This is a genomic window from Stutzerimonas azotifigens DSM 17556 (assembly GCF_000425625.1).
Taxonomy (GTDB): domain Bacteria; phylum Pseudomonadota; class Gammaproteobacteria; order Pseudomonadales; family Pseudomonadaceae; genus Stutzerimonas; species Stutzerimonas azotifigens.
Genome location: NZ_AUDU01000028.1, coordinates 34,399 through 57,347 on the forward strand (window position 1 = coordinate 34,399; position 22,949 = coordinate 57,347).

General features: G+C 62.0%; 15 protein-coding genes and 1 pseudogene. 12 read left to right on the forward strand and 4 right to left on the reverse strand.

The window, feature by feature from the left end; genetic code table 11:
* Nucleotides 1-385: 385 nt before the first annotated feature.
* Entirely contained in the window at nucleotides 386-2,605 is a 2,220-nt protein-coding gene (locus H610_RS0102790) for a TonB-dependent siderophore receptor (protein WP_028238263.1), read from the reverse strand.
* A 778-nt stretch (nucleotides 2,606-3,383) separates the two neighbouring features.
* Between H610_RS0102790 and H610_RS0102795 the strand changes: the two genes are divergently transcribed.
* Nucleotides 3,384-5,510, forward strand: coding sequence for a TonB-dependent siderophore receptor (locus tag H610_RS0102795; RefSeq protein ID WP_043237457.1), 2,127 nt, complete (start codon nucleotides 3,384-3,386; stop codon nucleotides 5,508-5,510).
* A 43-nt stretch (nucleotides 5,511-5,553) separates the two neighbouring features.
* Here H610_RS0102795 and H610_RS23140 read toward each other — a convergent pair.
* A pseudogene (locus tag H610_RS23140) lies at nucleotides 5,554-6,500 on the reverse strand (IS481 family transposase).
* An 849-nt stretch (nucleotides 6,501-7,349) separates the two neighbouring features.
* On the opposite strand from H610_RS23140, the gene H610_RS0102810 reads away from it, so the two are divergent.
* The 6 genes from H610_RS0102810 to H610_RS26065 all read left to right on the forward strand — a co-directional run bounded on the left by H610_RS0102810 (nucleotide 7,350) and on the right by H610_RS26065 (nucleotide 12,474).
* Nucleotides 7,350-8,396, forward strand: coding sequence for a helix-turn-helix transcriptional regulator (locus H610_RS0102810; RefSeq protein ID WP_028238266.1), 1,047 nt, complete (start codon nucleotides 7,350-7,352; stop codon nucleotides 8,394-8,396).
* Nucleotides 8,393-9,988: a hypothetical protein gene (locus tag H610_RS0102815; RefSeq protein ID WP_028238267.1), complete on the forward strand. Its 1,596-nt coding sequence runs from the start codon at nucleotides 8,393-8,395 to the stop codon at nucleotides 9,986-9,988. The genes H610_RS0102810 and H610_RS0102815 overlap by 4 nt, the downstream gene beginning before the upstream one ends.
* Nucleotides 9,989-10,027: 39 nt before the next feature.
* On the forward strand, nucleotides 10,028-10,666 hold the full coding sequence (locus H610_RS0102820; RefSeq protein ID WP_028238268.1) for a hypothetical protein: 639 nt from the start codon (nucleotides 10,028-10,030) through the stop codon (nucleotides 10,664-10,666).
* A gap of 11 nt (nucleotides 10,667-10,677) precedes the next feature.
* Nucleotides 10,678-11,706, forward strand: a complete 1,029-nt coding sequence (locus H610_RS0102825; protein WP_028238269.1) for a hypothetical protein — start codon at nucleotides 10,678-10,680, stop codon at nucleotides 11,704-11,706.
* A 17-nt stretch (nucleotides 11,707-11,723) separates the two neighbouring features.
* Nucleotides 11,724-12,053: a YkgJ family cysteine cluster protein gene (locus H610_RS24730; RefSeq protein WP_236614258.1), complete on the forward strand. Its 330-nt coding sequence runs from the start codon at nucleotides 11,724-11,726 to the stop codon at nucleotides 12,051-12,053.
* Nucleotides 12,054-12,351: 298 nt separating this feature from the next.
* Nucleotides 12,352-12,474, forward strand: coding sequence for a hypothetical protein (locus H610_RS26065; protein WP_256380893.1), 123 nt, complete (start codon nucleotides 12,352-12,354; stop codon nucleotides 12,472-12,474).
* Nucleotides 12,475-12,542: 68 nt separating this feature from the next.
* Here the strand turns inward: H610_RS26065 and typA are convergent, their stop codons facing one another.
* Complete coding sequence (gene typA, locus H610_RS0102835) at nucleotides 12,543-14,363, reverse strand: translational GTPase TypA (RefSeq protein WP_028238270.1); 1,821 nt, start codon at nucleotides 14,361-14,363, stop codon at nucleotides 12,543-12,545.
* A 121-nt stretch (nucleotides 14,364-14,484) separates the two neighbouring features.
* Nucleotides 14,485-15,969 (reverse strand): tRNA uracil 4-sulfurtransferase ThiI, encoded by a 1,485-nt coding sequence (gene thiI, locus H610_RS0102840; protein ID WP_028238271.1) that lies wholly within the window; start codon nucleotides 15,967-15,969, stop codon nucleotides 14,485-14,487.
* 333 nt (nucleotides 15,970-16,302) lie between these two features.
* Here thiI and glnA point away from each other — a divergent pair, with 333 nt between their 5' ends.
* The 5 genes from glnA (at nucleotide 16,303) to ntrC (ending at nucleotide 22,801) form a co-directional block, all read left to right on the forward strand.
* On the forward strand, nucleotides 16,303-17,706 hold the full coding sequence (gene glnA / locus H610_RS0102845) for a glutamate--ammonia ligase (RefSeq protein ID WP_028238272.1): 1,404 nt from the start codon (nucleotides 16,303-16,305) through the stop codon (nucleotides 17,704-17,706).
* A gap of 1,237 nt (nucleotides 17,707-18,943) precedes the next feature.
* Nucleotides 18,944-19,480 (forward strand): DUF4124 domain-containing protein, encoded by a 537-nt coding sequence (locus H610_RS0102850; protein WP_028238273.1) that lies wholly within the window; start codon nucleotides 18,944-18,946, stop codon nucleotides 19,478-19,480.
* 8 nt (nucleotides 19,481-19,488) lie between these two features.
* Nucleotides 19,489-20,118: a DUF4124 domain-containing protein gene (locus tag H610_RS0102855; protein WP_028238274.1), complete on the forward strand. Its 630-nt coding sequence runs from the start codon at nucleotides 19,489-19,491 to the stop codon at nucleotides 20,116-20,118.
* A 167-nt stretch (nucleotides 20,119-20,285) separates the two neighbouring features.
* Nucleotides 20,286-21,368, forward strand: a complete 1,083-nt coding sequence (gene glnL, locus H610_RS0102860; protein ID WP_028238275.1) for a nitrogen regulation protein NR(II) — start codon at nucleotides 20,286-20,288, stop codon at nucleotides 21,366-21,368.
* Nucleotides 21,365-22,801: a nitrogen regulation protein NR(I) gene (gene ntrC, locus H610_RS0102865; protein ID WP_028238276.1), complete on the forward strand. Its 1,437-nt coding sequence runs from the start codon at nucleotides 21,365-21,367 to the stop codon at nucleotides 22,799-22,801. The genes glnL and ntrC overlap by 4 nt, the downstream gene beginning before the upstream one ends.
* The last annotated feature ends 148 nt before the right edge of the window (nucleotides 22,802-22,949 follow it).

Here is a 22,949-nt window from a genome sequence, read left to right on the forward strand (position 1 = left end):
CTGCCGGCACCGGCTCATGTCGCCGCGAGGGCGCGCCTCCCACCAAGGGCCTGCCCGGGCAAGGCGGGCTCCAGCGCGTAGACCGAGCCGCGCAGGCAGCACCGCGCTTTTCCCTTCTCCCCCGGGAGAAGGTGACCCGCAGGGCCGGATGAGGGCAAAGGCTCCGAGCCGCCAAGCCCTCGGCCCTCTCCCGGAGGGAGAGGGGGTTCGTCCGGCGTCGGACCGAGCCACGCAGGCAGCGCCGCGCTTTTCCCTTCTCCCCCGGGAGAAGGTGGCCCGCAGGGCCGGATGAGGGCCAAAGGCCCCGAGCCGCCAAGCCCTCGGCCCTCTCCCGGAGGGAGAGGGGAGTGGTTGGATGCGGCGCCTCGGGAGGCCGCTTCGCCTCTTAAAAACGATATTTCGCCGAAGCGGTGACGCTGCGTGGCGCGCCGTAGGTCAGGGCGCCGTAGGCGTCGAAGAGGTCGAAGTACTTCTCGTCCGTCAGGTTGTCGACGTTCAACTGAGCGGACAGGTTGTCGGTGACGTCGTAACGCGCCATCAGGCTGACCAGCGCGTAGGCGTCCTGCTCGATCTTCTCGCTGTTGCCCGCCGGGTTGGTGGCATAGGTGTAAACGCTGTCCTGCCAGTTCACCCCGCCGCCGACCGTCAGCTTGTTGAGCGCACCGGGCAGGCGATAGGTGGTGAAGGCGCGTACCAGCTTGGTCGGGTAGCGGGTGTTGGCATCGTTGCCGTCGGCATCCTCGACGTCGAACTGGGTGTAGCCGGCGGCAAGGTTCCAGCCCGGCGCCAGCTCGCCGGAGACCTCCAGCTCGAAACCCTTGCTGGTGACGTCGCTGGCCTCGTAGGCGAACTCACCCAGGGTGCCTGGAATGACCACGCCGGTGCTCTGGCCCAAACCATCCTGCTTGATCTGGAAGATCGCCGCGGTGGCATTCAGGCGGCCTTCGAAGAACTCGGCCTTCAGGCCGGTCTCATAGCTTTCTCCGACGATGGGGGCCAACTGCCGACGGTTGATGTCGCGAACCGACTGCGGCAGGAAGATTTCCGTGTAGCTGGCGTAGGCAGAGAGGTTTTCGGTGAGGTCGTAGACGATTCCCGCGTAAGGTGTCAGTTCGTGCTCGTCGACACGTGAAGGACTGTCGAACGGCGCATCGTCGGTGTTCTTCTCGTAGCGGCTGTCCCGCGCACCGACGATGAGCTTGAGGTCGTCGGTCAGGTGCAGGCGCGTCGCCGCGTACAGGCCCTTCTGCGTGGTTTCGCCGTAGCTGTACGGCGCCCGCCCGCTCCAGATCGGCGCCGGGAAGTGGCCGTTGTAGCCGTCGAAATCCGGAATACCCTGGAAGCCCGTCAGGGCCATGCGCGAGTCGGCATCGAAGTCCTGCTCGCTGTAGACGTAGCCGAAGGCCAGTTCATGGTCGCGGCCGAACAGCGCGACCGGGCCGTTGAAGCGGATGCTGTAGTCGTCCTGGACGGTCCGGGTCTTGTACGAGCCCGGAAAGGTGCTCATAGGCACGGCGCCGGTCCTGTCCGGATTGCCGGATACGTAGAACAGGTAGGAATCGCCGTCACGCTCGCCGCGGTTGTAGCCGAGGCTGGCCTGCCAGCCATTGGCGAAGCTGTGGTCCAGGTTGACGAAGTAGGTCTCGTAACTGCTGTCCCACTTGCTCCAGTCGGCGGACGAGGTCTTGGAACGGCTCCAGTCGGTGCGGCTGCCGTCGGCATACCAGATCGGCAAGCCGCCCCACATCGGCGAATCGGATTTGCTTTCCTGGCGGCTCAGGCCAAACCACAGGGTGGTGTCGGGGGTCAGGTCGATGTCCATGGTGCCGTACAGGGTTTCGCGGCGGTTGCCGTGCAGGTCGACCCAGCTGTCGCTGTCATTGAACTCGCCGACAAGCCGCGCACGGACGGTGCCGGCCTCGTTCAGCGCCATGGATACGTCGCCCAGGGTGCCGTAGGTATCCCAGGTGCCGGCGCTGAGCTCCACCGAGCCAGTCAGTTCGCGGCTGCTGGCGCGCTTGCGCACCAGGTTGAGGGAGGCGGAGGGGTCGCCGGCGCCGGCCATCAGGCCATTGGCGCCGCGCACCACTTCCACGCGGTCGTACATCGCCAGGCTGCTGAAGATTTCCCCCGAGCTCCAGGGCTGCTCCCAGATGGTCGGCACGCCATCGATCATCAGGGCATTGATCTCGAAACCGCGGGCATTGAACTGCGCGCGGTTGGTTTCATAGCGGTTCACCGACACGCCGGTGGTGTTGTTGACCACGTCGAGGATGGTCCGCAGGTCCTGGTCCTCGATGCGCTGTTGGGTCACCACGGTGACCGACTGCGGCGTCTCGCGCAGGGGCAGGTTCAGCGGCGTGGCGGTTCGCGCGGCGCCGGTCGTGTACGACCGGGTGCCCTCGGTGACGGACTGCTCGCGCTCGGCGGTGACCGTGACGGACTCCAGCATCACCGAACTGTCCGCCTCGGCGGCTTCGGCCTCCTGTGCCTGGGTGGGCAATGCCGTGAAGGCGGCACCGACGGCCAGCATGTGGATGGCCAGCGCCAGCGGAGGCAGGCCAGCGACACGAACATTTGCATGAAGATCGGGAGAAAGGGACATGAGCCAGCCTCATTAGAGAGAATGCGTCTGCGAATCGTTCGCAATATACATACAGTCTCACCATCACAGAAGTCCTGCTTTCCCGAGCGGATGAAGCGTGTTCCCGCGTCATGGCTCACCCTCAGGCGCCTTTCGATAAGCCTTGCAGCGAAGCATTTCCTTGTCTGTGCGGCAGAAGGGCGAACAGCCGTCAGCTGTAGGTGCGAGCTTGCTCGCGAATCGCCCCTCGGACAGGTACAGGCCCGGGCCGCAGGCACAGCCTGCTCCTGCGGGTGTTCCGACCCAGCGCAAAGCCACGCCACGCCCCCTTCTCCCGCCGGGAGAAGGGGCCCCGCCGGGCCGGATGAGGGAAGGCTTGCCCGCAAGCCGCTCCCCCCGCGCGTAGCCCGGCGCATCACCTGCCAACACCCGAACAAACGCAATGCTCGACGCACGGCCAAGCGCAAGGCGAGTACCAGTTTCGGGGTAACAAGCACCAGTTCGGCTATGTGAAGTCCGTTTGGTGGCCAAGAACCAGCCGCACGCTGTTCGCGCTATCGATTGTTGGAAATCTTACCGAGCGAAGACGCTGATTCGGAGTTGGTTGCTCGAGGCCGACCAGGCAACGTTGCGGGGCGCCGGTCAATTTCGGACGCCCTTTTTGTGCTCCGCCTTGTAAATACGAATTGTTATCGTTATTTTGCTGTTTTTTATCTGCGCACACTCCGCCAGCCGCATGGGTGTCCGTTGAAAAATAAGGCTAGCGGCCGACACCTCATAACCGACAAGGATCTCGAGCATGACTGGTAGTAACACCGGGGGCATCAACACACGTGCTTCCTGGCAACGTGTCACTGGCGTCGCCCTGCTTTGCGCGCCGCTGGTTGCCGTCCCTCTGAGTGCGAGCGCACAAGAGGAAAGCAACGTGAGTGAGAAAGAGCCCTATCGCCTTGCGCCAATTATCGTCAACGCTCAGGCCGCTACAAACGATGACTCGAATACGGTAGTTGCCCAGGAGTTGTGGGTCGGCGGCAAGGTCCCCACCAGCATTCTCAATACACCCGCTTCTGTTTCGGTCATTACCGAAAAGGAAATCGCACAGCGCAGCGCCAGCACGACGGAAGAGGTACTGCAATACACGCCTGGCGTCCTCACCGATTACTACGGCACCGATGACCGCAACGATTATTTCAAGATCCGAGGTTTCCAGGCCACGACTTATCGTGACGGGCTGACCCTGGGCTCGATGCGAGGCGTTCGCGAGGAGCCTTTCGCCTATGAGCGCGTCGAGGTTCTGCGCGGGGCCAACTCCACGCTCTTCGGCCCGGCAGATCCTGGCGGTTCAGTGAACTTCGTGACCAAGAAACCGCGCTTCGAGCGGTTCGGCCAGGGCTATGTCACCTACGGCTCCTTCGACCATGTCGAGTCCGGCATCGACGTGGGCGATTCGCTGAACGAAGAGCAGACGCTGGCGTATCGCTTCACCGGCAAGATTCAGGACAGCGACCGCGAGTACGACCATTCGCAGGACGATAACAAGTTCATCATGGGCGGCCTGACCTGGGCACCGACGGCCTTCACCTCGGCCACCGTGATTCTGGATTACCTCAATACCGAAAGCTCGCCCAACAGCGGTGGCTATCCGCTGGACAGGGAATACGACCGTAGCAAGTTCTATGGCGAGCCGGACTACAACTTCCATGACGTCGAGCGCACCAGCATCAGCGGCAACTTCACCCATGATTTCGACAACGGCTTCGTTCTTCGCAGCAATCTGCGCTACAGCGAACTGACCGATGATTTCGGCTACGTTTACCTGAGCGACTCCTCCGGGCGTACGGGTACCATGGTCAACCGTTGGATCTTTGGTACGGACAACGAAGCCGAGGAGCTCAACGGCAACCTGATGCTGCAATACGACGCCCGCTTCGAGAACATCGACAGCAGCACGATCGCAGGTGTGGAATATCGCGACGCATCGACCGAGGACAAGTCGGTATCAGCACTGACGGCACCGATTGATGTCGCCAACCCGGTGTACAGCGGTGCGCCGACCGGGGTGGCGCCTTACAGCCACAATAAACAGGACTACACCACCAAGGCAGTGTTCCTGCAGCAGAACCTGTCCTTCTACGAGCGGTTCATCGTCACGGCCGGTGTACGCAACGACTCCATGGATCTCTCCAGCACCGATATTTCCGGAGTCAAGGCCTCGGATAATTTCTCCGAAACCTCATTCCGCGGTGCACTGACCTATATCGTCAATGACGAAATCTCCACCTATGTCAGCATGGTGGAATCCGTCGCACCGCCCACGATCGGTGTCACTCCGGAGCGCGGCAAACAGTACGAGCTGGGCGTGAAGTATGCGCCCATGGGTATGAATGCGCTGTTTTCGGCAGCCATCTACGACCTGACCCAGGAAGACATCACCATTGCCGTCGTGCAGCCCAATGGCAGCATCGAGCGGGAAACCATAGGCGAGTCGAGGGTGCGCGGTCTCGATCTGGAAGCCAAGGCTGAACTGACCGAGAACCTGAGTGTGATCGGTGGCTACTCCTACATGGAGTCGGAAGTCCTTCGTGGCACCTTGCGTACCGGGGCATCGCTCAAGGGGAAGGAGTTCACCGCCGCTCCTGAGCATTCCGCTTCACTCTGGGGCTACTACGCCCTGCCAGGCACGAACATGAGCGTTGGCCTTGGTGCCCGCTACATCGGCGCCTACTACTTCGACGCCGTCAACAGCGCCAAAAGCGACGCGACTACACTCTTCGATGCCGCATTCAACTATCAGCTCGCCAAGGGAACGGATCTTGCTGTCAATGTCAGCAACCTGCTGGACGAGCAGCACGTGGTTGGATCCGGTACTGCGGACTACTACAACCCTGGCCGCGAAATTACGGCGAAGGTGAGTTACAGCTGGTAAGTTTTTTTCGGCGCCACAGCGTTATTAGACGAATAAAACCGGCCTAGGTGTGTAAACCCAGTACGTTGTTCAGTGGAAGTGGAGCGCGACTAATGAGAGGCTGGTAACCGAGGCTGGCATGAGGCCTGTGCCAGTTGTATCGGTGTAGCCACGGCAGCAGATGGGCGGCGCGTTGCTCGGAGTTTTCGTAGCTGCGTGCGTATGCCCACTCGCGCAAGCTGGTTTGGATGAAGCGTTCGGCCTTGCCATTGGTGCGAGGCGTGTAGGGTTTGGTCCAGAGATGGCGCAAGCCAAGTCTGCGCACCAAGCGGCGGAAGCGCTTGGAGCGGTAGCAGGTGCCGTTGTCGGTCATGATGCGAGCAACCCGTATCCCGAGGCCTCGGTAGTAGCGCAGCGCTTGAAGAAGCGCGCCGCAGGCGCTGGTGCCACGCTCATCAGGATGCAGGGAGCTGAACGCTATTCGGCTGGCATCATCGATGGCCACATGGACGAACTCCCAGCCGGCACCGTCCGAGCTCTGCTGGCGGTTGCCCGTCACGCGGTGGCCGGTTGGCAAAAGCGCCCCAGCTTCTTGATGTCCAGATGCAGCAGATCGCCGGGCGTCGGGTATTCGTAGCGCAGCACCGGTGGTGCCGGCTCCAGTTCTGCTAGACGATGCAAACCGAGCTTTCTGAGGCAGCGCGCCACCGTGCTGACGGCCACGCCCAAGTCGTCGGCTATCTGTCGATAGGTCTTGCGCGCCCGACGCTGCGCGACAAGGCGATCAAGCAGAGAGTCTGGGGTGGCATGTGGGCAGAAGTGTGGTCGCGATGAGCGATCTTGCAGGCCAGCCTCACCTTCCTCCCGAAAACGCTTGAGCCATTTGTAGGCCGTTCGCACGCTTACGCCCGCAGCCTGCGCTGCCTCTTCGACACGCAAGCCTTGTTCGACACGCCGGACAAGAAGGGCTCGACCGCGAGGTGTAAGACGGGCATGTTTATGCAGGTTCATCCGGGGCTCCTAGAGGGCTTGGTTGGTCGCACTTCCAGAATTCCGGGAATGTCCCGGATGAACAACCTACTGAGAGATCACACCTAGGCCGGTTTTATTCGTCTTTGCAGTAATAGTCTATGCGCGGACTCGAATTGCTATATGGCGAGGCGCTCCACGCCTTTCCCTTCTCCCGCCGGGAGAAGGTGGCCCGCAGGGCCGGATGAGGGAAAGCTGCTCGCCAGCCCTCATCCCGGCCCTCTCCCGAACGGTGAGAGTATTGGGTCAGCGTCGGCACCTGTCGCCGTGCAGGCCCCAGTCGATGTCCAAACCGCTCCTACTTGGAATATCCGTCACTCTCTCAGTGCCGACAGCAAATGCGCCGCATGGCTAGAGATCGACTGCCAGATTTCTGAGCACCTCTGCATGCTTTCTTCGCAAAGGGAGATATTCACACGACAGAATTTGTCGCCCTGTCATGCCACGCTCGCCATACCAAATCGCAGCGAGGCACGCCTATGCCCATCCCGCCACCCGCAATGACACACACCTGCCGCAACTGTGGTTGGCGCACAATCACACGCCCTCGATCGGATGCGTTGATAGTGGGCCGCGACATTTTCAACCGTTGCCCCAGATGTGGCAGCCAGGAAATCAACGGACAGTTTCGGTCCAGCCCATCACAGGGCCTCCTTGGGCAACTGAAGCGAGTGTTTCATTGAGAGGCGTGGCGCATGGCAGTCCGGCCAGAGCCACGGGCCGGCTTAAGGACGTTGCCAGGTAGCAAATAGCCATCAGGCAAGGTAGTCTCACCATCGCGTGGTGCCGCGATACTTGCGAACACGAAGTACGCTTACAAGGTAGTAACCGATGTCCGAAGCAAAGGATACGCTGCTCAGGCTGTTCACCCTGTTGCGCCTGATACCCGAATATCCGAGATACATCTCCTCTCCCACATTGCAGGAAAAACTGCACGATCGTGGGTTCGCAGTAGATCTCCGCACCGTGCAGCGTGATCTGAACCGGCTTTCCCAGCCCTTTTCGCTGATAAGCAAGAAGGTCGGTGGGCGTTATGAATGGAGCCTCAGCAAGGGTGCGCCACTCGACCTGAGGGACATGGAGCCCGCCACCGCGCTGGCGCTCTTCCTGGCTGAAAGCCACCTGAAGCCTCTGTTGCCGAAAAGCGTGCTCGACTTGTTGGGCCCTCAGTTCAACAGGGCGCGTAACTACCTGAGCGACCTGGACCAGAACGACTTCGCCCATTGGGCCCAACGTGTCCGCGCCATCCCCAACGGCAAGGCGCTACAACCGGCCCCGGTGACTGCCGCCGTCTGGCAAGAGGTTTCCACCGCCCTGCTGAAACGCAAACAATTGCGTGTCGACTACCTGAGCCGCAGCAAGGCCGAGTTGAAGCAACTGCTCATTCATCCCGCCGGCCTGGTTTCACGCCACTCCATCAGCTACCTAATCGGCAGCGTCGATGGCTACGAGGACACGCGCCAATTTGCTCTGCAACGCATCCAGAACGCCGAATGCCTCGATATGGCAGCCCGCGAGCAATCCGACTTCGAGATCGATTATTACGTCCGGAACGGCGGCTTCAATAGCCCAGGCCCTGTAGAGGAGGTGGAACTGGTCGCCGATGTATCTCCGCAAATCGCGTGGCTGCTTAGAGAAACACCGCTGTGCCGTGAGCAGATCCTACAACCATTACCTGGAACGGATTGGTGCCGCCTGACCGCTAGGACTCCAGATGACCTGCAAACCCTTTGGTGGGTATTTGGGCTCGGTGACAACATCCGGGTCCACGAACCCACTCATTGGATCGAGGCCATCCGAGCCAGGCGTGAGGGCATGGCCAAACTCTACCAGCAGCCCAACACGCCCCTAGTAGATGCCTGTCAGGAGACTTTATGAGTGCCCAAGACGTTACCCCCAACTCAAACAAACAAGACAAAGAACGAAATGAAGTCGTGCGGGAAGATACTGTCCGGGCAGCCACTGCGCTATCCGCCCACGAGACCGTGCAGCGGTTTGGTAGTGCCAATGCGGAGTACCTGAAAGGCTACCGCGGCGTGGACAATGCAACAGGCCAGCGCTTTGCCAAGGGCCTAGTGGATATCGCCAAGCACAAGGTAAATGACGACCCTCGCTATGCCACGCAGAACATAAAGCAACAGGCTGGCTTTAGCGCGGAAGTAGCCGCCACCAGTCGAGACAATGCGGAAGCGATCATCAATAAATCCTCGGTGCGTACATCCCGCACCGACGATCTTCCCGAATATGGCAAGAACCACAACGTGGTTGATCGGGTTCAATTGCTGGATGGGAAGGTCATCGACGGCTCGCAATCGCAGATGAAATTCGTCGGCAACCGAAACCAGCTGCTCGATGATATTGCCCGGGAAGACGGGAAATTTTCTCGCTATCGTGGCACCAAGCTCGAACTACCGACAGAACAATTCGAAGGGGGTAGCAGCTCCCAGCCGGACTCAGCGTCTGATTACTGCCGGGAAAAGGCGCAGCAATATCGTACCAACGCTAATAAGGCGGAGGCCAAAGGAAACTCAGATGCGGCAGCCAAACTACGTCGCGAGGCCGATAATTATGATCAATTAGCAGAGAATGTCAGCGACAGCGGCCTGACCACCGAGGATGCGATCTTCTATCGCGAGAACCCCGGCGCTGCAACCCTTCTGGACATCGGTCGTACCGCCCATAGGGCAGGTCTTGAAGGAGCGAAGTTCGGCGCCATTATCGGCGGCAGTATCTCGATTCTGCAGAATTGCCTGGCGGCCGCCCAAGGAGAGAAAGACGTCTCGGAAGTCTTCCAGGACGTGGCTACTTCAACTGCAATGGCGGGTGCTCTGGGATACGGTACTGCCTTTGTAGGTTCAGCCCTCAAAGGAGGCATGCAGCAATCGGGAAACCAGTTCGTTCGTCAACTGGCTAACACCAGCGCTCCTACACTTGCAGTTAATGTGTGCCTTTCCTTGGGCAGTTCCATCAAGCGCTTTGTAACAGGCGAAATCGACGAGGCTCAGTTGCTTGTCGAAGTGGGCGAAAAAGGCTCAGGCATGCTTTCGAGCGGCATGATGGCTGCTGCCGGCCAGCTAGCCATCCCTGTGCCATTCGTAGGGGCTGCGATCGGTGGGATGATCGGCTACACGCTCTCGTCGATGTTCTACCAGAGTGCCCTGGATGCGGCACGCGGTGCCAAGCTTTCGCGTCAGCAACTGACGCGCGTGCGGGCCATAGAATCAGCCGCACGGGATCGGATCGCCGCGGAACAGGCGCAACTGAATGCTTTCGTCGCCTGCGAGATTCCCCAACTTCACCAAGAAACCGAAAACCTGCTGGCGGCGCTGAATAATGCCAACAGCCAAAACGCAGGTACGCTAGCGGACAGCATCAACCACTATGCAACGCTGCTGGGTAAAAACTTACAGTTTTTCTCCTTGACAGAGTTCGATGCCTTTATGGACTCCGAAAGCCCCTTAGTTATTTAACAGCACTTATAGCAGCCATAAAAGAAGGAATACGTGCTCATGCTACTCAAACTACTGTCCGACGCAGACAAACGACACTTTCTAGACTTGGCCGATTTGCTGACCATGGCCGACAAGCCGTTGTTGTGGGAAGGAAAAACTTCCGATGAACTCACCTCCGATACTGACCTTGACGCGCTCACCGTCCAAGAAAATGAGCAAGACCGGGTACTGATGGAGGAATTGGAAAAATCCGCAGGAATGCGTCGGGGGGGAGGAAATCTTGCTTCAGCTTCAAGTCTTCCGGAAATGATGAGACAGCGGCGACGCTTGACCGCTTCGGTTGAGGGAGGGAGTAGATCGTATATACACATAATGAACCGGCTAGTCGACACATTGAAAACCTACCCCTTCATCAAAATGGAGAAACCAGAAATTCGCGTCCAAGCGGCCATTACTGTATTGGCGGGGTTGCTTGAAGAAAAAAAATACGACCTAATCTCGACACCCAGAGCGATCCTTTTCGAACTGCTGTTGGTCGCGCTACGCGACGGGCAAATAACAAGTACCGAATCGGTATTACTTAAAGAATTTCAGCGACACCATCAGCTGGACGATTTCATTTACGACGACCTCTTGGAGCGGGCCGAAGTGCTCAACCAAGAAATCAGCAAGACAATTTCTATTATTCTCGAATAAGGTGAAATAACATGCCCATCCCACTGATTATTGGTGCGGCCGCTGCCGCAGCTGGCCTGTATGGCGCAGCAAAGGGTGTAAGCGGAGCCATCGACCACAGCAACGCGAAAGATATAAATAATAATGCTGCCTCGATGGTGGAAACTGCCAACCAAGCGATAGAGGCACAACGACAAGCCACTAACGGCACTTTGGAAGATTACGGCCAGCGCAAGCTGCGCGCCTTCAATGGGGTCATCGCGGACTTCATTGAGACCTTCCAACGCATCAAGAATGTCGAACTCAGCGAGAGCCCGGAACTCGACAAGCTCAATGCGGGCGATTTTTCGAGCAAGACCATGCCCGGCCTACAGCAGGATTACCAGGCACTCAAGGATGCAGGCCTTGGCCTTGGCGCCGGCCTCGGTAGCGGTGCAGCGCTGGCCTTTGGTGCTTATAACGGCACCATGCTGCTGGCCACGGCAAGTACCGGGACTGCCATCTCCTCGCTGGGAGGTGTTGCGGCCACCAACGCAACACTCGCCTGGCTGGGTGGAGGCTCCTTGGCGACCGGCGGCTACGGCATGGCCGGAGGTATGATGGTTCTGGGCGGCATCGTCGCAGGTCCCGCCCTTGCGATCTTCGGCCACGTGCTTGGCAACAAGGGCGAGGAAGCATTGAACACCGCTCGCAGCAATTTGGAGCAAGCCCAGACCATCCGGGATCAGGCGGAATTGATGGTCGGAAAGCTCAAAGCCATCAAGGAAGTGACTGGATTGGCTAACTCCACCTTCTCGACGGTTAGCTCGCAGTTACGCCGCGCAATTTCCGAACTGAAAAAGCTTCTGGAGGCCCAAGGCGACGACTTCCGCGGCTACCCAGAGGAAAGCAAGGTCGTCGTGTTCCGCTCCGTTAAATTTGCACAGTTGCTGAAGGCGATGATCGATACGCCGATTTTGGACCAAGACGGAAACCTGGTGCTATCTACCGAGAAACGCTTGCATGATGTTGCTGCAGTCGCTAGCGGTAAAAAAGATGCTCTCGATAGCGTAGTAGCCTAAAAGAAGGCCCATGTCTCGTGCATGGGCCTTACCACGAGGCTTTCATTTTGACTCTCGAGCCCTTCCCCTGCGACAAATGTGGTCTATGTTGCCAGCGAGTAAACTTGGCGCCCGAAACACAGTTTCTAAATCGCGGTGATGGGACTTGCCGGCACTACGATGAACTGGAGAAAGGCTGCGGCATCTATGACCAACGACCAGACATCTGTCGCGTGGATCGGCAGTACAAGCTAAATTATTCTAAAAGGTACAGTTGGGGCGATTTTGTAGCGGCAAACATTGAAGTCTGCCTTGCATTACAAGCTGAAGCCCAAGAAAAAAAACACAGCTCGCTAGATGACCAATAGTTCCTTTAGTGTGAAAGCTATTCTCGCGGAGCATTCCCTGCTCCACTTAGCTTTGCCGTATGTCGCCACCAGTGTAGCGAGTAGTTTTTTAAGAAGGCCTCAAGGATTCCTGTTGATAGCTGTGCAAGCGCAAATGAGCCTTGAGTTTCGCGAGACGCTACGTCAGATATGGAAATTGCATAGGGCCTCTCCTTGCATAGTTGCCAAACCATAGCAGGGTGACGACACCAACTGTCGCGCCCGTATAGCAAGCTTACCAATAACAGGCACATGCAATTTCACCTCGAAAGGAACACCAATGCTGAAGAACATCCTCGCCACCATCGGCCTGGCCGCAGTCGTCAAGGCCGCCTATGAGCACTACTGCGACTACAGTGCACTCAAGCGCGAAAAGGCCGAGCGCAACGCCTGCGCCGACTGAACGAAAAAGCCCCGCCCAGCTTTCACTGGACGGGGCTTTTGCTTGCAGCCTGAGGCCGGTAGCCGCTCTTAGACCTTGCTGCGCTCGTAGCGCTTGCGGTCGTTCTCGTTGAGCAGCTTCTTGCGCAGGCGGATGGACTTAGGCGTCACCTCCACCAGCTCGTCGTCGGCGATGAATTCCAGCGCCTGCTCCAGGGTGAAGCGGATCGGCGGAACCAGGGCGATGACTTCGTCCTTGCCCGACGCGCGCATGTTGTCGAGCTTCTTGCCCTTGGTGGGGTTGATCACCAGGTCGTTGTCGCGGCTGTTGATGCCGGCCAGCTGGCCTTCGTAAATCTCGTCGCCCGGGCCGAGGAACAGCTTGCCGCGGCTCTGCAGGGTTTCCAGCGAGTAGGTCAGCGCGGTGCCGGTGGCCATGGAGACGAGCACTCCGTTCTGCCGGTTGGTCACTTCGCCGGCCTTGATCGGGCCGTAGTGGCTGAAGGTGCTGGTGAGGATGCCGGTGCCCGAGGTCAGCGTCAGGAAGTTGTTGCGGAAGCCGATCAGGCCGCGCGCCGGGATGGTGTACTCCAGGCGCACGCGACCCTTGCCGTCGGGGATCATGTTGGACAGATCGCCCTTGCGCAGGCCCATCTGCTCCATGACCGAGCCCTGATGCTGCTCTTCGATGTCGATGGTGACGTTTTCGTAGGGCTCCTGCTTCTCACCGGCCTCGTTCTCGATGATCACCACTTCGGGACGGCCGACGGCCAGCTCGAAGCCTTCGCGGCGCATGGTCTCGATCAGTACCGACAGGTGCAGTTCACCGCGGCCGGAGACTTTGAATTTCTCCGGACTCTCTCCTTGCTCGACGCGCAGTGCGACGTTGTGCAGCAGTTCCTTCTCGAGACGATCCTTGATGTTGCGGCTGGTGACGAACTTGCCTTCCTTGCCGGCGAACGGCGAATCGTTGACCTGGAAGGTCATGCTCACGGTCGGCTGGTCGACGGTCAGCGGCGGCAGCGCCTCGACGGCCTGCGGGTCGCACAGGGTGTCGGAGATGAACAGCTCGTCCATGCCGCTGACGCAGACGATGTCGCCCGCCTCGGCTTCCGGCACTTCCACACGCTGCAGGCCGTGGTGGCCCATGATCTTGAGGACACGGCCGTTGCGCTTGTTGCCCTTGGCGTCGACGGCGATCACCGGGGTGTTGGTCTTGACCCGGCCGCGGGCGATGCGGCCGATGCCGATCACGCCGAGGAAGCTGTTGTAGTCCAGCTGGGAGATCTGCATCTGGAACGGGCCGTCGAGGTCCACCACCGGTGCCGGCACGTGGTCGATGATGGCCTGGAACAGGGCGTCCATGTTGTCGTCCATGTTCTCGTGGTCGAGACCGGCGATGCCGTTCAGGGCGCTCGCGTAGACGATCGGGAAGTCCAGTTGCTCGTCGGTGGCGCCGAGGTTGTCGAACAGGTCGAAGATCTGGTCGATGACCCAGTCAGGACGCGCGCCCGGGCGGTCGATCTTGTTGACCACGACGATCGGACGCAGGCCGGCCTTGAAGGCCTTCTGGGTCACGAAGCGGGTCTGCGGCATGGGGCCGTCCTGGGCGTCGACCACCAGCAGCACGGAGTCGACCATGCTCATCACGCGCTCGACCTCACCGCCGAAATCGGCGTGGCCGGGGGTGTCGACGATGTTGATGTTGTAGCCGTTCCACTTGATGGCGGTGTTCTTCGCCAGGATGGTGATGCCGCGTTCCTTTTCCTGGTCGTTGGAGTCCATCACGCGCTCGTTTTCGGCTTCCTTGCGGTCAAGGGTGCCGGAGAGCTTGAGCAGCTTGTCGACGAGGGTGGTCTTGCCATGGTCGACGTGGGCGATGATGGCGATGTTGCGGAGTTGTTCGATCACGATTCTGTACCTGAAAGAAGCTGGAAGCTTGAAGCTGAAAGCTGGAGGAAAGAGCAATGCCCGCCGCGGTCGGGAGGGTGCTTGCGCCTGATGACGATACGGCTGGTCGGTCGGGGGCTCTTCACTTCGAGCTTCCAGCTTCCAGCTTCTGGCTTGCGGGCCGATAGACCCGCACGTTCTGATGCCCTTCACTCAGCAAATGATGAGCATGCAGGCGGCTCATGACACCTTTGTCGCAGTACAGCAGATACTGGCGGTTGGCATCGAGATCCTTGAAGCGGCTGTTGACCGCGTAGAACGGCAGCGCCTGCACTTCCACCCCGGCCACGTCCAGCGGGTCGTCCTCGGCGGCGTCCGGATGGCGGATGTCGAGGATCACGTGGCCGGGCGTGGCGCCGCTGACTTCTTCGACCTGCAAATCCTGGCCCAGCTCGTCGATCACCCGGTCGACGGTCATCTGCCGCGCGCCGGCCAGGGCACGTTCGAGGATCGCCATGTCGAACTGCCTTTCCTCGTGCTCGACGCGGTAGCGCTTGGCCCGGGTGGTCGGATTCACCGAGATCACGCCGCAGTATTCCGGCATGTGCCGGGCGAACTCGGCGGTGCCGATCTTCTCGGCGGTGTCGATGATGTCCTGCTTGTGGCTGGCGATCAGCGGGCGCAGCACCAGCATGTCGGTGGCCGAGTCGATCACCGAGAGGTTCGGCAGGGTCTGGCTGGAGACCTGGCTGATCGCCTCGCCGGTGACCAGCGCGTCCAGTTCCAGGCGTTCGGCGACCTGGGTCGCGGCGCGCAGCATCATGCGCTTCAAGACCACGCCCATCTGGCTGTTGTCGACCTTGGCGAGGATCTCGCCGACCACTTCCTCGAAGGGCACGCTGACGAACAGCACCCGGTGCGAGCGGCCGAAGCGGCTCCAAAGGTGGTGCGCCACTTCCATCACGCCCAGTTCGTGGGCACGCCCGCCGAGGTTGAAGAAGCAGAAATGGGTCAGCAGCCCGCGGCGCATCATCTGGTAGGCGGCAACCGTGGAGTCGAAGCCGCCGGACATCAGCACCAGCGTCTGCTCCAGCGCGCCCAGCGGATAGCCGCCGATGCCGTCGTGCTGCCGGTCGATGACGAACAGGCGCTGGTCGCGGATCTCCATCCGCACCTCCACCTCCGGGTGCTTCAGCGAGATGCCGGCCGCGCCGCACTGCTGGCGCAGCTGGCTGCCGACATGGCGCTCGACGTCCATCGAGGTGAAGGGATGCTTGCCGGCACGCTTGCAGCGCACCGCGAAGACCTTGCCCGGCAGCCGCTCGCCGTAATGCGCCTTGCAGCGCGCGAGGATGTCGTCGAAGTCGCCGAGCGGGTATTCGTGCACCTCGAGAAAGTGCGCGATGCCCGGCGTGCAGGCCAGCCGTTCGGTGATCTCGCGCAGGGTCTTCGGATCGCTCTCCTGGCTGACCACCTCGAGGTTGTCCCACACACCTTCCACCGATAATTCGGGATCGAGGTCGCGCAGGACGCTGCGGATGTTCTTCCCCAACTGGCGAATGAACCGCTTGCGAACCGGCGGGCTCTTGATGGTGATTTCGGAGAAAACCTTGACGATCAGTTTCATGGGAAACGGGGGCGGATGCCGGCGAGGCAAGAAAAAGAGGGGCGCGGAGTATACCGGAAAGCGTCCGACCTTTAGTCGGATTTAATACGAGCCGGCCAATCGCACCGAAACGGATCACATCAAATTGAACACGCACCGAAATAACGCACTACTGGAGTCGTGGCGCCAGCGCCGAGCGGGCTAAGCCTCGCCGCTGCGCTGCCGCAGCCCATCCTTGGGCAGTGGCATGCTAATTGCTCACTTGTGAGGCAGGTCGCCTTGGTGGAGTATCGCCACCCGGCTTCACCCTGATTCGAAAGCACTGCCTTCGCTTTCCACTACTTGGAGACAAACATGTCGAAGTCGCTTCAACTGATCAAAGATAACGATGTGAAGTGGATTGATCTGCGCTTCACCGATACCAAGGGCAAGCAGCAGCACGTCACCATGCCGGCCCGCGACGCCGACGAAGATTTCTTCGAGCACGGCAAGATGTTCGACGGCTCCTCCATCGCCGGCTGGAAAGGCATCGAAGCCTCCGACATGATCCTGATGCCGGACGACAGCACCGCCGTGCTGGATCCGTTCACCGAAGAGCCGACCCTGATCCTGGTCTGCGACATCATCGAGCCCAGCACCATGCAGGGCTACGACCGCGACCCGCGCGGCATCGCCAAGCGCGCCGAGGAATACCTCAAGTCCACCGGCATCGGCGACACCGCCTTCTTCGGCCCGGAGCCCGAGTTCTTCATCTTCGACGAAGTGAAGTTCAAGTCCGACATCTCCGGCTCGATGTTCAAGATCTTCTCCGAGCAGGCTTCCTGGAACACCGATTCCGACATCGAAGGCGGCAACAAGGGCCACCGTCCGGGCGTCAAGGGCGGCTACTTCCCGGTACCGCCGGTCGACCACGACCACGAAATCCGTACCGCCATGTGCAACGCCCTGGAAGAGATGGGCCTGGTCGTGGAAGTCCACCACCACGAAGTGGCGACTGCCGGCCAGAACGAAATCGGCGTCAAGTTCAACACCCTGGTGAACAAGGCCGACGAAGTCCAGACCCTCAAGTACTGCGTGCACAACGTCGCCGACGCCTACGGCAAGACCGTGACCTTCATGCCGAAGCCCCTGTACGGCGACAACGGCTCGGGCATGCACGTGCACATGTCGATCTCCAAGGACGGCAAGAACACCTTCGCCGGTGAAGGCTATGCCGGCCTGTCCGAGACCGCCCTGTTCTTCATCGGCGGCATCATCAAGCACGGCAAGGCGCTGAACGGCTTCACCAACCCGTCGACCAACTCCTACAAGCGTCTGGTCCCGGGCTTCGAAGCACCGGTCATGCTGGCCTACTCGGCTCGCAACCGTTCCGCCTCGATCCGCATCCCGTACGTCAACAGCCCGAAGGCCCGCCGCATCGAGGCGCGCTTCCCGGACCCGGCTGCCAACCCCTACCTGGCCTTCGCAGCCCTGCTGATGGCCGGCCTGGACGGCATCCAGAACAAGATCCACCCCGGCGATGCCGCCGACAAGAACCTGTACGACCTGCCGCCGGAAGAAGCGGCGAACATCCCGCAGGTCTGCGGCAGCCTGAAGGAAGCCCTGGAGTCCCTGGACGCCGACCGCGCGTTCCTGACCAAGGGCGGCGTGTTCACCGACGAGTTCATCGACGCCTACATCGAGCTGAAGGCGGCCGAGGAAATCAAGGTCCGCACCTTCGTGCACCCGCTGGAATACGACCTGTACTACAGCGTCTGATCCAGCTGGCGTAGCCAGAAAAAGGCCTCCCTCGGGAGGCCTTTTTTATGCGTGTCGATCCGGGCCGTGGGGCGGCGTAGAAGCGGCCTGGTGGCACATGAAGCGATGGAACCGGCCGATTCGCGCGCAAGCTCACTCTACAAGGAGCGGCTGAGCGTCAACGCCTGCATGCACCCGGCACAAGCCGGGGCTCAGTTGCCCATTGCAACCGCCCTGCCCGCCGCTGGGTACCGGCCTGCGCCGGTACGACGGGGTGGGATGCAAGGCTATATACCGACCGCAGCCACACCTGCCTACGCCCCCGGACACATGCCGTCGCCCCGGCGTAGGCCGGGGCCCAGTCGGCTTGCTCCGCAGTCAGGCAGACGCGGATCGCCGCCAGGGGGCGCCTCCCACAGAATGCCCTGCACGCCGGCAGGGCGCTTGCCAGACTGTGGGAGGCCCGCCCTCGGGGCGACCCGGATCAGCACGGCATGCACAACCAGCGCCTGCTCGCTCTTTCGCCCCGGCGCAGGCCGGGGCCCAGTCAGCTTGCTCCGCAGTCAGGCAGACGCGGATCGCCGCCAGGGGGCGCCTCCCACAGAATGCCCTGCACGCCGGCAGGGCACTTGCCAGACTGTGGGAGGCCCGCCCTCGGGGCGACCCGGGTCAGCACTGCACCTGCACAACCAGCGCCTGCTCGCTCTGTCGCCCCGGCGCAGGCCGGGGCCCAGTCAGCTTGCTCCGCAGTCAGGCAGACGCGGATCGCCGCCAGGGGGCGCCTCCCACAGATGGCCCCCCGCACGCCGGCGTGGCGCCTGCACCAGACTGTGGGAGGCCCGCCCTCGGGGCGACCCGGATCAGCACTGCACCTGCACAACCAGCGCCTGCTCGCTCTGTCGCCCCGGCGCAGGCCGGGGCCCAGTCAGCTTGCACCGGGCCTCGCTGGGGCTCGAAGCGCCGGGCACCCACTCGCCCATGGCAGGCTCACCTGGGTACCGCCGGTACGACGGGCGAGTGCGGACTCGAGGGCATCGTCCCAATTGACAAGCCGGGGAAAAACGCAACGGCACTAACGGGCGCAACGGCACCCTAATATTCTGAATGGCCGCAGGCCAGTATCGGTGACCGCCTTACCCGAGCGCCCGCCGCCAGGACCCTTTCCTGCCAAAGCGCGACTGCTTTGCACCGCGGAAACGCCGTGCTTGTCAGCGACGATGCCGGATGCAACCCTTGCCCAACCTTTGGGAGACCCAAGATGCGCCGTCTAGCCTACCTGCTGTGCGTGCTGTCCCTGCCGGCCCTCGCCCAGATCTATCAGTACAACGACGAGAACGGCAATCCCGTGTTCACCAACCAGCCGCCCGAGGGCATCGACGTCAAGGAAGTCGAGTTGCCCCCGGCCAACAGCGTCAACCTCGCGCCGGTGGACATCGAAACCGCGCCGCCCATGGTCGATGCCAGCCAGGCCGGCCAGCCCTATCAGGTGCTGGCGATCGGCGGCATTCCGGACGAGGAGGCGCTGCGCGCCAACGGCGGCAGCTTCACCGTCCAGGCGGTGATCGAGCCACGCCTGCAACCGACCCACCGGGTGCGCTTCATTCTCGACGGCACGCCGATCATGACCAGCACTGCAACCTCGGTGCAGCTGAACGATGTGGCGCGCGGCGAGCATCGCCTGCAGGTGCAGATCCTCAGCGGCCAGCAGGTAGTGCAGAGCAGCCCGGTGGAAACCTTCACCGTGCAGCGCGTGCACACCTCCAGCCCGGCCCTGCGCCCCGCGCCGAGGCCGTAGACACGCCGATGAAAGCCCGCTGCCGCCTTGCCCTGTCGTTGCTGATCCTCGCGCAGCCGGCCGCAGCCGAGGTGTATACCTATGTCGACGAACAGGGCAACCGGGTGTTCACCGACCGACCGCACAGCGGCGAGGCGCGCAGCGTGGAGGTGCGGCCATCCAACCGGATGTCGCTGCCGGCGCCGCCCCGGACGGCCGCGGCCGCGAGCGAACCCAGGACCGTCAAGCTCGCACCGCAACGCTACGAGCGCGTCTGGATCGAGCAGCCGGAGGCCGATGCCACCGTCCGCGACAACGCCGGCAACCTGACCGTGAGCGCAGCCAGCGAGCCCCCTCTGCACCCCGGCGACCGCTTCCGGGTGTTGCTCGATGGCCAACCGGTCGACGACCCGGAGCGGCCCCTCTTCCTCGGCAACATCGATCGCGGCACGCATCAGCTGGCCGTGGAGATCGTCGCCTCCAACGGCAGCGTGCTGGGCACCAGCGCCAGCCAGCCGGTGCACGTCAAGCGCATGTCGCTGGTGCAGCGCCGCCGCGCCAACCCCTGCCAGCCGGACGATTACGGCGTGCGCCTGGAATGCCCGCTCAAGGACAAGCCGAAGGAAAAGAAGGACATTCCCTTCGTGCCCTTTTTCTGATCGGCATACGCACTCTGTTGGTGCACTATAGCCGCAGCCGCACCAGCCATCCCCACTTTGGTACATCGGCAGCCTCGGCAGGCGCTGCACGCCGCCGTTCGGCGCCCAAAATCGGGCTCTGGTTTGCTTCTTGCATTTACCGGGGTACCGTCCGGACGCAGACAGCCATGATCAACGAAGCCTTCCAGCATCTGCTGCTCGAAAACCTGACCACCGCGACCCTGCTGCTCAACGCCAAGCTGCGTCTGGAGTACATGAACCCGGCCGCCGAGATGCTGCTGGCAGTGTCCGGTCAACGCAGCCACGGACAGTTCATCAGCGAGCTGTTCACCGAGTCCGCCGAGGCCCTGGCCGCCCTGCGCCAGGCCGTCGAGGAGGCGCACCCGTTCACCAAGCGCGAGGCGGTGCTGACCTCCGTCAGCGGCCAGACCCTCACCGTCGACTACGCCGTGACGCCGATTCTCGGCCGCAGCGAGACCATGCTGCTGCTGGAAGTGCTGCCGCGCGACCGCCTGCTGCGCATTACCAAGGAAGAGGCCCAGCTGTCCAAGCAGGAGACCACCAAGATGCTGGTGCGCGGCCTGGCGCACGAGATCAAGAACCCCCTGGGCGGCATACGCGGGGCCGCCCAGCTGCTCGCCCGCGAGCTGCCGGACGAACACCTGAAGGACTATACCGAGGTGATCATCGAGGAGGCCGACCGCCTGCGTAACCTGGTCGACCGCATGCTCGGCTCGAACAAGCTGCCGTCGCTGGCCGAAACCAACATCCACGAAGTGATCGAGCACGTCGCCAGCCTGATCGAGGCGGAAAGCCAGGGTGGCCTAACTTTGGTGCGCGATTACGACCCGAGCATTCCCGAGCTGTTCATGGATCGCGAGCAGATGATCCAGGCCGTGCTCAATATCGTGCGCAACGCCATGCAGGCGCTGGCCAGCCACGCCGAGCTGGGCCTCGGGCGCATCACCCTGCGCACCCGCACCCTGCGCCAGTTCACCATCGGCCACATCCGCCACCGCCTGGTGGCCCGCATCGAGATCATCGACAACGGCCCGGGCATTCCCGCCGAGCTGCAGAACACCCTCTTCTATCCCATGGTCAGCGGCCGTCCGGACGGAACCGGGCTGGGCCTGGCCATCACCCAGAACATCATCAGTCAGCACCAGGGCCTGATCGAGTGCGAGAGCCATCCCGGCCACACCGCCTTCTCGATCTTCCTGCCGCTGGAATCAGGAGCCACGACCGCATGAGCCGAAGCGAAACCGTCTGGATCGTCGACGACGACCGTTCCATCCGCTGGGTACTGGAGAAAGCCCTGCAGCAGGAAGGCATGGCCACGCAGAGCTTCGACAGCGCCGACGGCGTGCTCGGCCGCCTGTCGCGGCAGCAGCCGGACGTGATCATCTCCGACATCCGCATGCCTGGCGCCAGCGGCCTCGACCTGCTGGCGCAGATCCGCGACCGCTACCCGCGGCTGCCGGTGATCATCATGACCGCGCACTCGGACCTCGACAGCGCCGTGGCCTCCTACCAGGGCGGGGCCTTCGAATACCTGCCCAAGCCGTTCGACGTCGACGACGCCGTGTCGCTGGTCAAGCGCGCCAGTTTGCACGCCAAGGAGCAGCAGGCCACCCAGGCGCCTGCCGGGCAGTCCCGCACGCCGGAAATCATCGGCGAGGCGCCGGCGATGCAGGAGGTGTTCCGCGCCATCGGCCGCCTCTCGCATTCCAACATCACCGTGCTGATCAACGGCGAATCCGGTACCGGCAAGGAGCTGGTGGCGCATGCGCTGCACCGCCACAGCCCGCGCGCCGCCTCGCCCTTCATCGCGCTGAACATGGCAGCGATCCCCAAGGACCTGATGGAGTCCGAACTGTTCGGCCATGAAAAGGGCGCCTTCACCGGTGCGGCCAACCAGCGCCGTGGTCGCTTCGAGCAGGCCGACGGCGGCACCCTGTTTCTTGACGAGATCGGCGACATGCCGGCCGACACCCAGACCCGCCTGCTCCGCGTGCTGGCCGACGGCGAGTTCTACCGGGTCGGCGGGCACACCCCGGTCAAGGTGGACGTACGCATCATCGCCGCCACCCACCAGGACCTCGAGGGCCTGGTGCAGGCCGGCAAGTTTCGCGAGGACCTGTTCCACCGCCTGAACGTCATCCGCATCCACATCCCGCGGCTGGCCGACCGCCGCGAGGACATCCCGGCACTGGCCCGGCACTTCCTCGCCAGCGCCGCCCAGGAGCTGTCGGTCGAACCGAAGGTCCTCAAGCCCGAGACCGAGGAATACCTGCGCCACCTGCCCTGGCCGGGCAACGTGCGACAGCTGGAGAACACCTGCCGCTGGATCACCGTGATGGCCTCCGGGCGCGAGGTGCACGTCGACGACCTGCCGCCCGAGCTGCTCAGCCAGACCGCCGACGCCCAGCCGGCGAACAACTGGGAACAGGCGCTGCGCCACTGGGCCGACCAGGCACTGGCCCGCGGCCAGACCAGCCTGCTCGACGAAGCCGTGCCGATGTTCGAGCGCATCATGATCGAGACCGCCCTCAAGCACACCGCCGGCCGCCGCCGCGACGCCGCCCTCCTGCTGGGCTGGGGCCGCAACACCCTGACGCGCAAGATCAAGGAACTCGGCATGCGCGTCGACGGCTCGGATGAGGACGAGGGTGACGACAGCTGATTCTCGGCCAGAGGCGCGCATAGGGGCCTGCGCCGCGGCATGGGCCCGACACCGCCTGCAATGCCGATGCTCTGTCTTCGCCCTGCTGGATACCGGCCTGCGCCGGTACGACGGATGCGGGTGCGGGTGCGGGTGCGGGTGCGGCATT

What these genes read in the sequence shown, in the direction of transcription:
- H610_RS0102790 (WP_028238263.1), bottom strand. Translation starts at nt 2,605, where the DNA reads ATGTCCCTTTCTCCCGATCTTCATGCAAATGTTCGTGTCGCTGGCCTG.
- H610_RS0102795 (WP_043237457.1), top strand. Translation starts at nt 3,384, where the DNA reads ATGACTGGTAGTAACACCGGGGGCATCAACACACGTGCTTCCTGGCAA.
- H610_RS0102810 (WP_028238266.1), top strand. Translation starts at nt 7,350, where the DNA reads ATGTCCGAAGCAAAGGATACGCTGCTCAGGCTGTTCACCCTGTTGCGC.
- H610_RS0102815 (WP_028238267.1), top strand. Translation starts at nt 8,393, where the DNA reads ATGAGTGCCCAAGACGTTACCCCCAACTCAAACAAACAAGACAAAGAA.
- H610_RS0102820 (WP_028238268.1), top strand. Translation starts at nt 10,028, where the DNA reads ATGCTACTCAAACTACTGTCCGACGCAGACAAACGACACTTTCTAGAC.
- H610_RS0102825 (WP_028238269.1), top strand. Translation starts at nt 10,678, where the DNA reads ATGCCCATCCCACTGATTATTGGTGCGGCCGCTGCCGCAGCTGGCCTG.
- H610_RS26065 (WP_256380893.1), top strand. Translation starts at nt 12,352, where the DNA reads ATGCTGAAGAACATCCTCGCCACCATCGGCCTGGCCGCAGTCGTCAAG.
- thiI (WP_028238271.1), bottom strand. Translation starts at nt 15,969, where the DNA reads ATGAAACTGATCGTCAAGGTTTTCTCCGAAATCACCATCAAGAGCCCG.
- glnA (WP_028238272.1), top strand. Translation starts at nt 16,303, where the DNA reads ATGTCGAAGTCGCTTCAACTGATCAAAGATAACGATGTGAAGTGGATT.
- H610_RS0102850 (WP_028238273.1), top strand. Translation starts at nt 18,944, where the DNA reads ATGCGCCGTCTAGCCTACCTGCTGTGCGTGCTGTCCCTGCCGGCCCTC.
- H610_RS0102855 (WP_028238274.1), top strand. Translation starts at nt 19,489, where the DNA reads ATGAAAGCCCGCTGCCGCCTTGCCCTGTCGTTGCTGATCCTCGCGCAG.
- glnL (WP_028238275.1), top strand. Translation starts at nt 20,286, where the DNA reads ATGATCAACGAAGCCTTCCAGCATCTGCTGCTCGAAAACCTGACCACC.
- ntrC (WP_028238276.1), top strand. Translation starts at nt 21,365, where the DNA reads ATGAGCCGAAGCGAAACCGTCTGGATCGTCGACGACGACCGTTCCATC.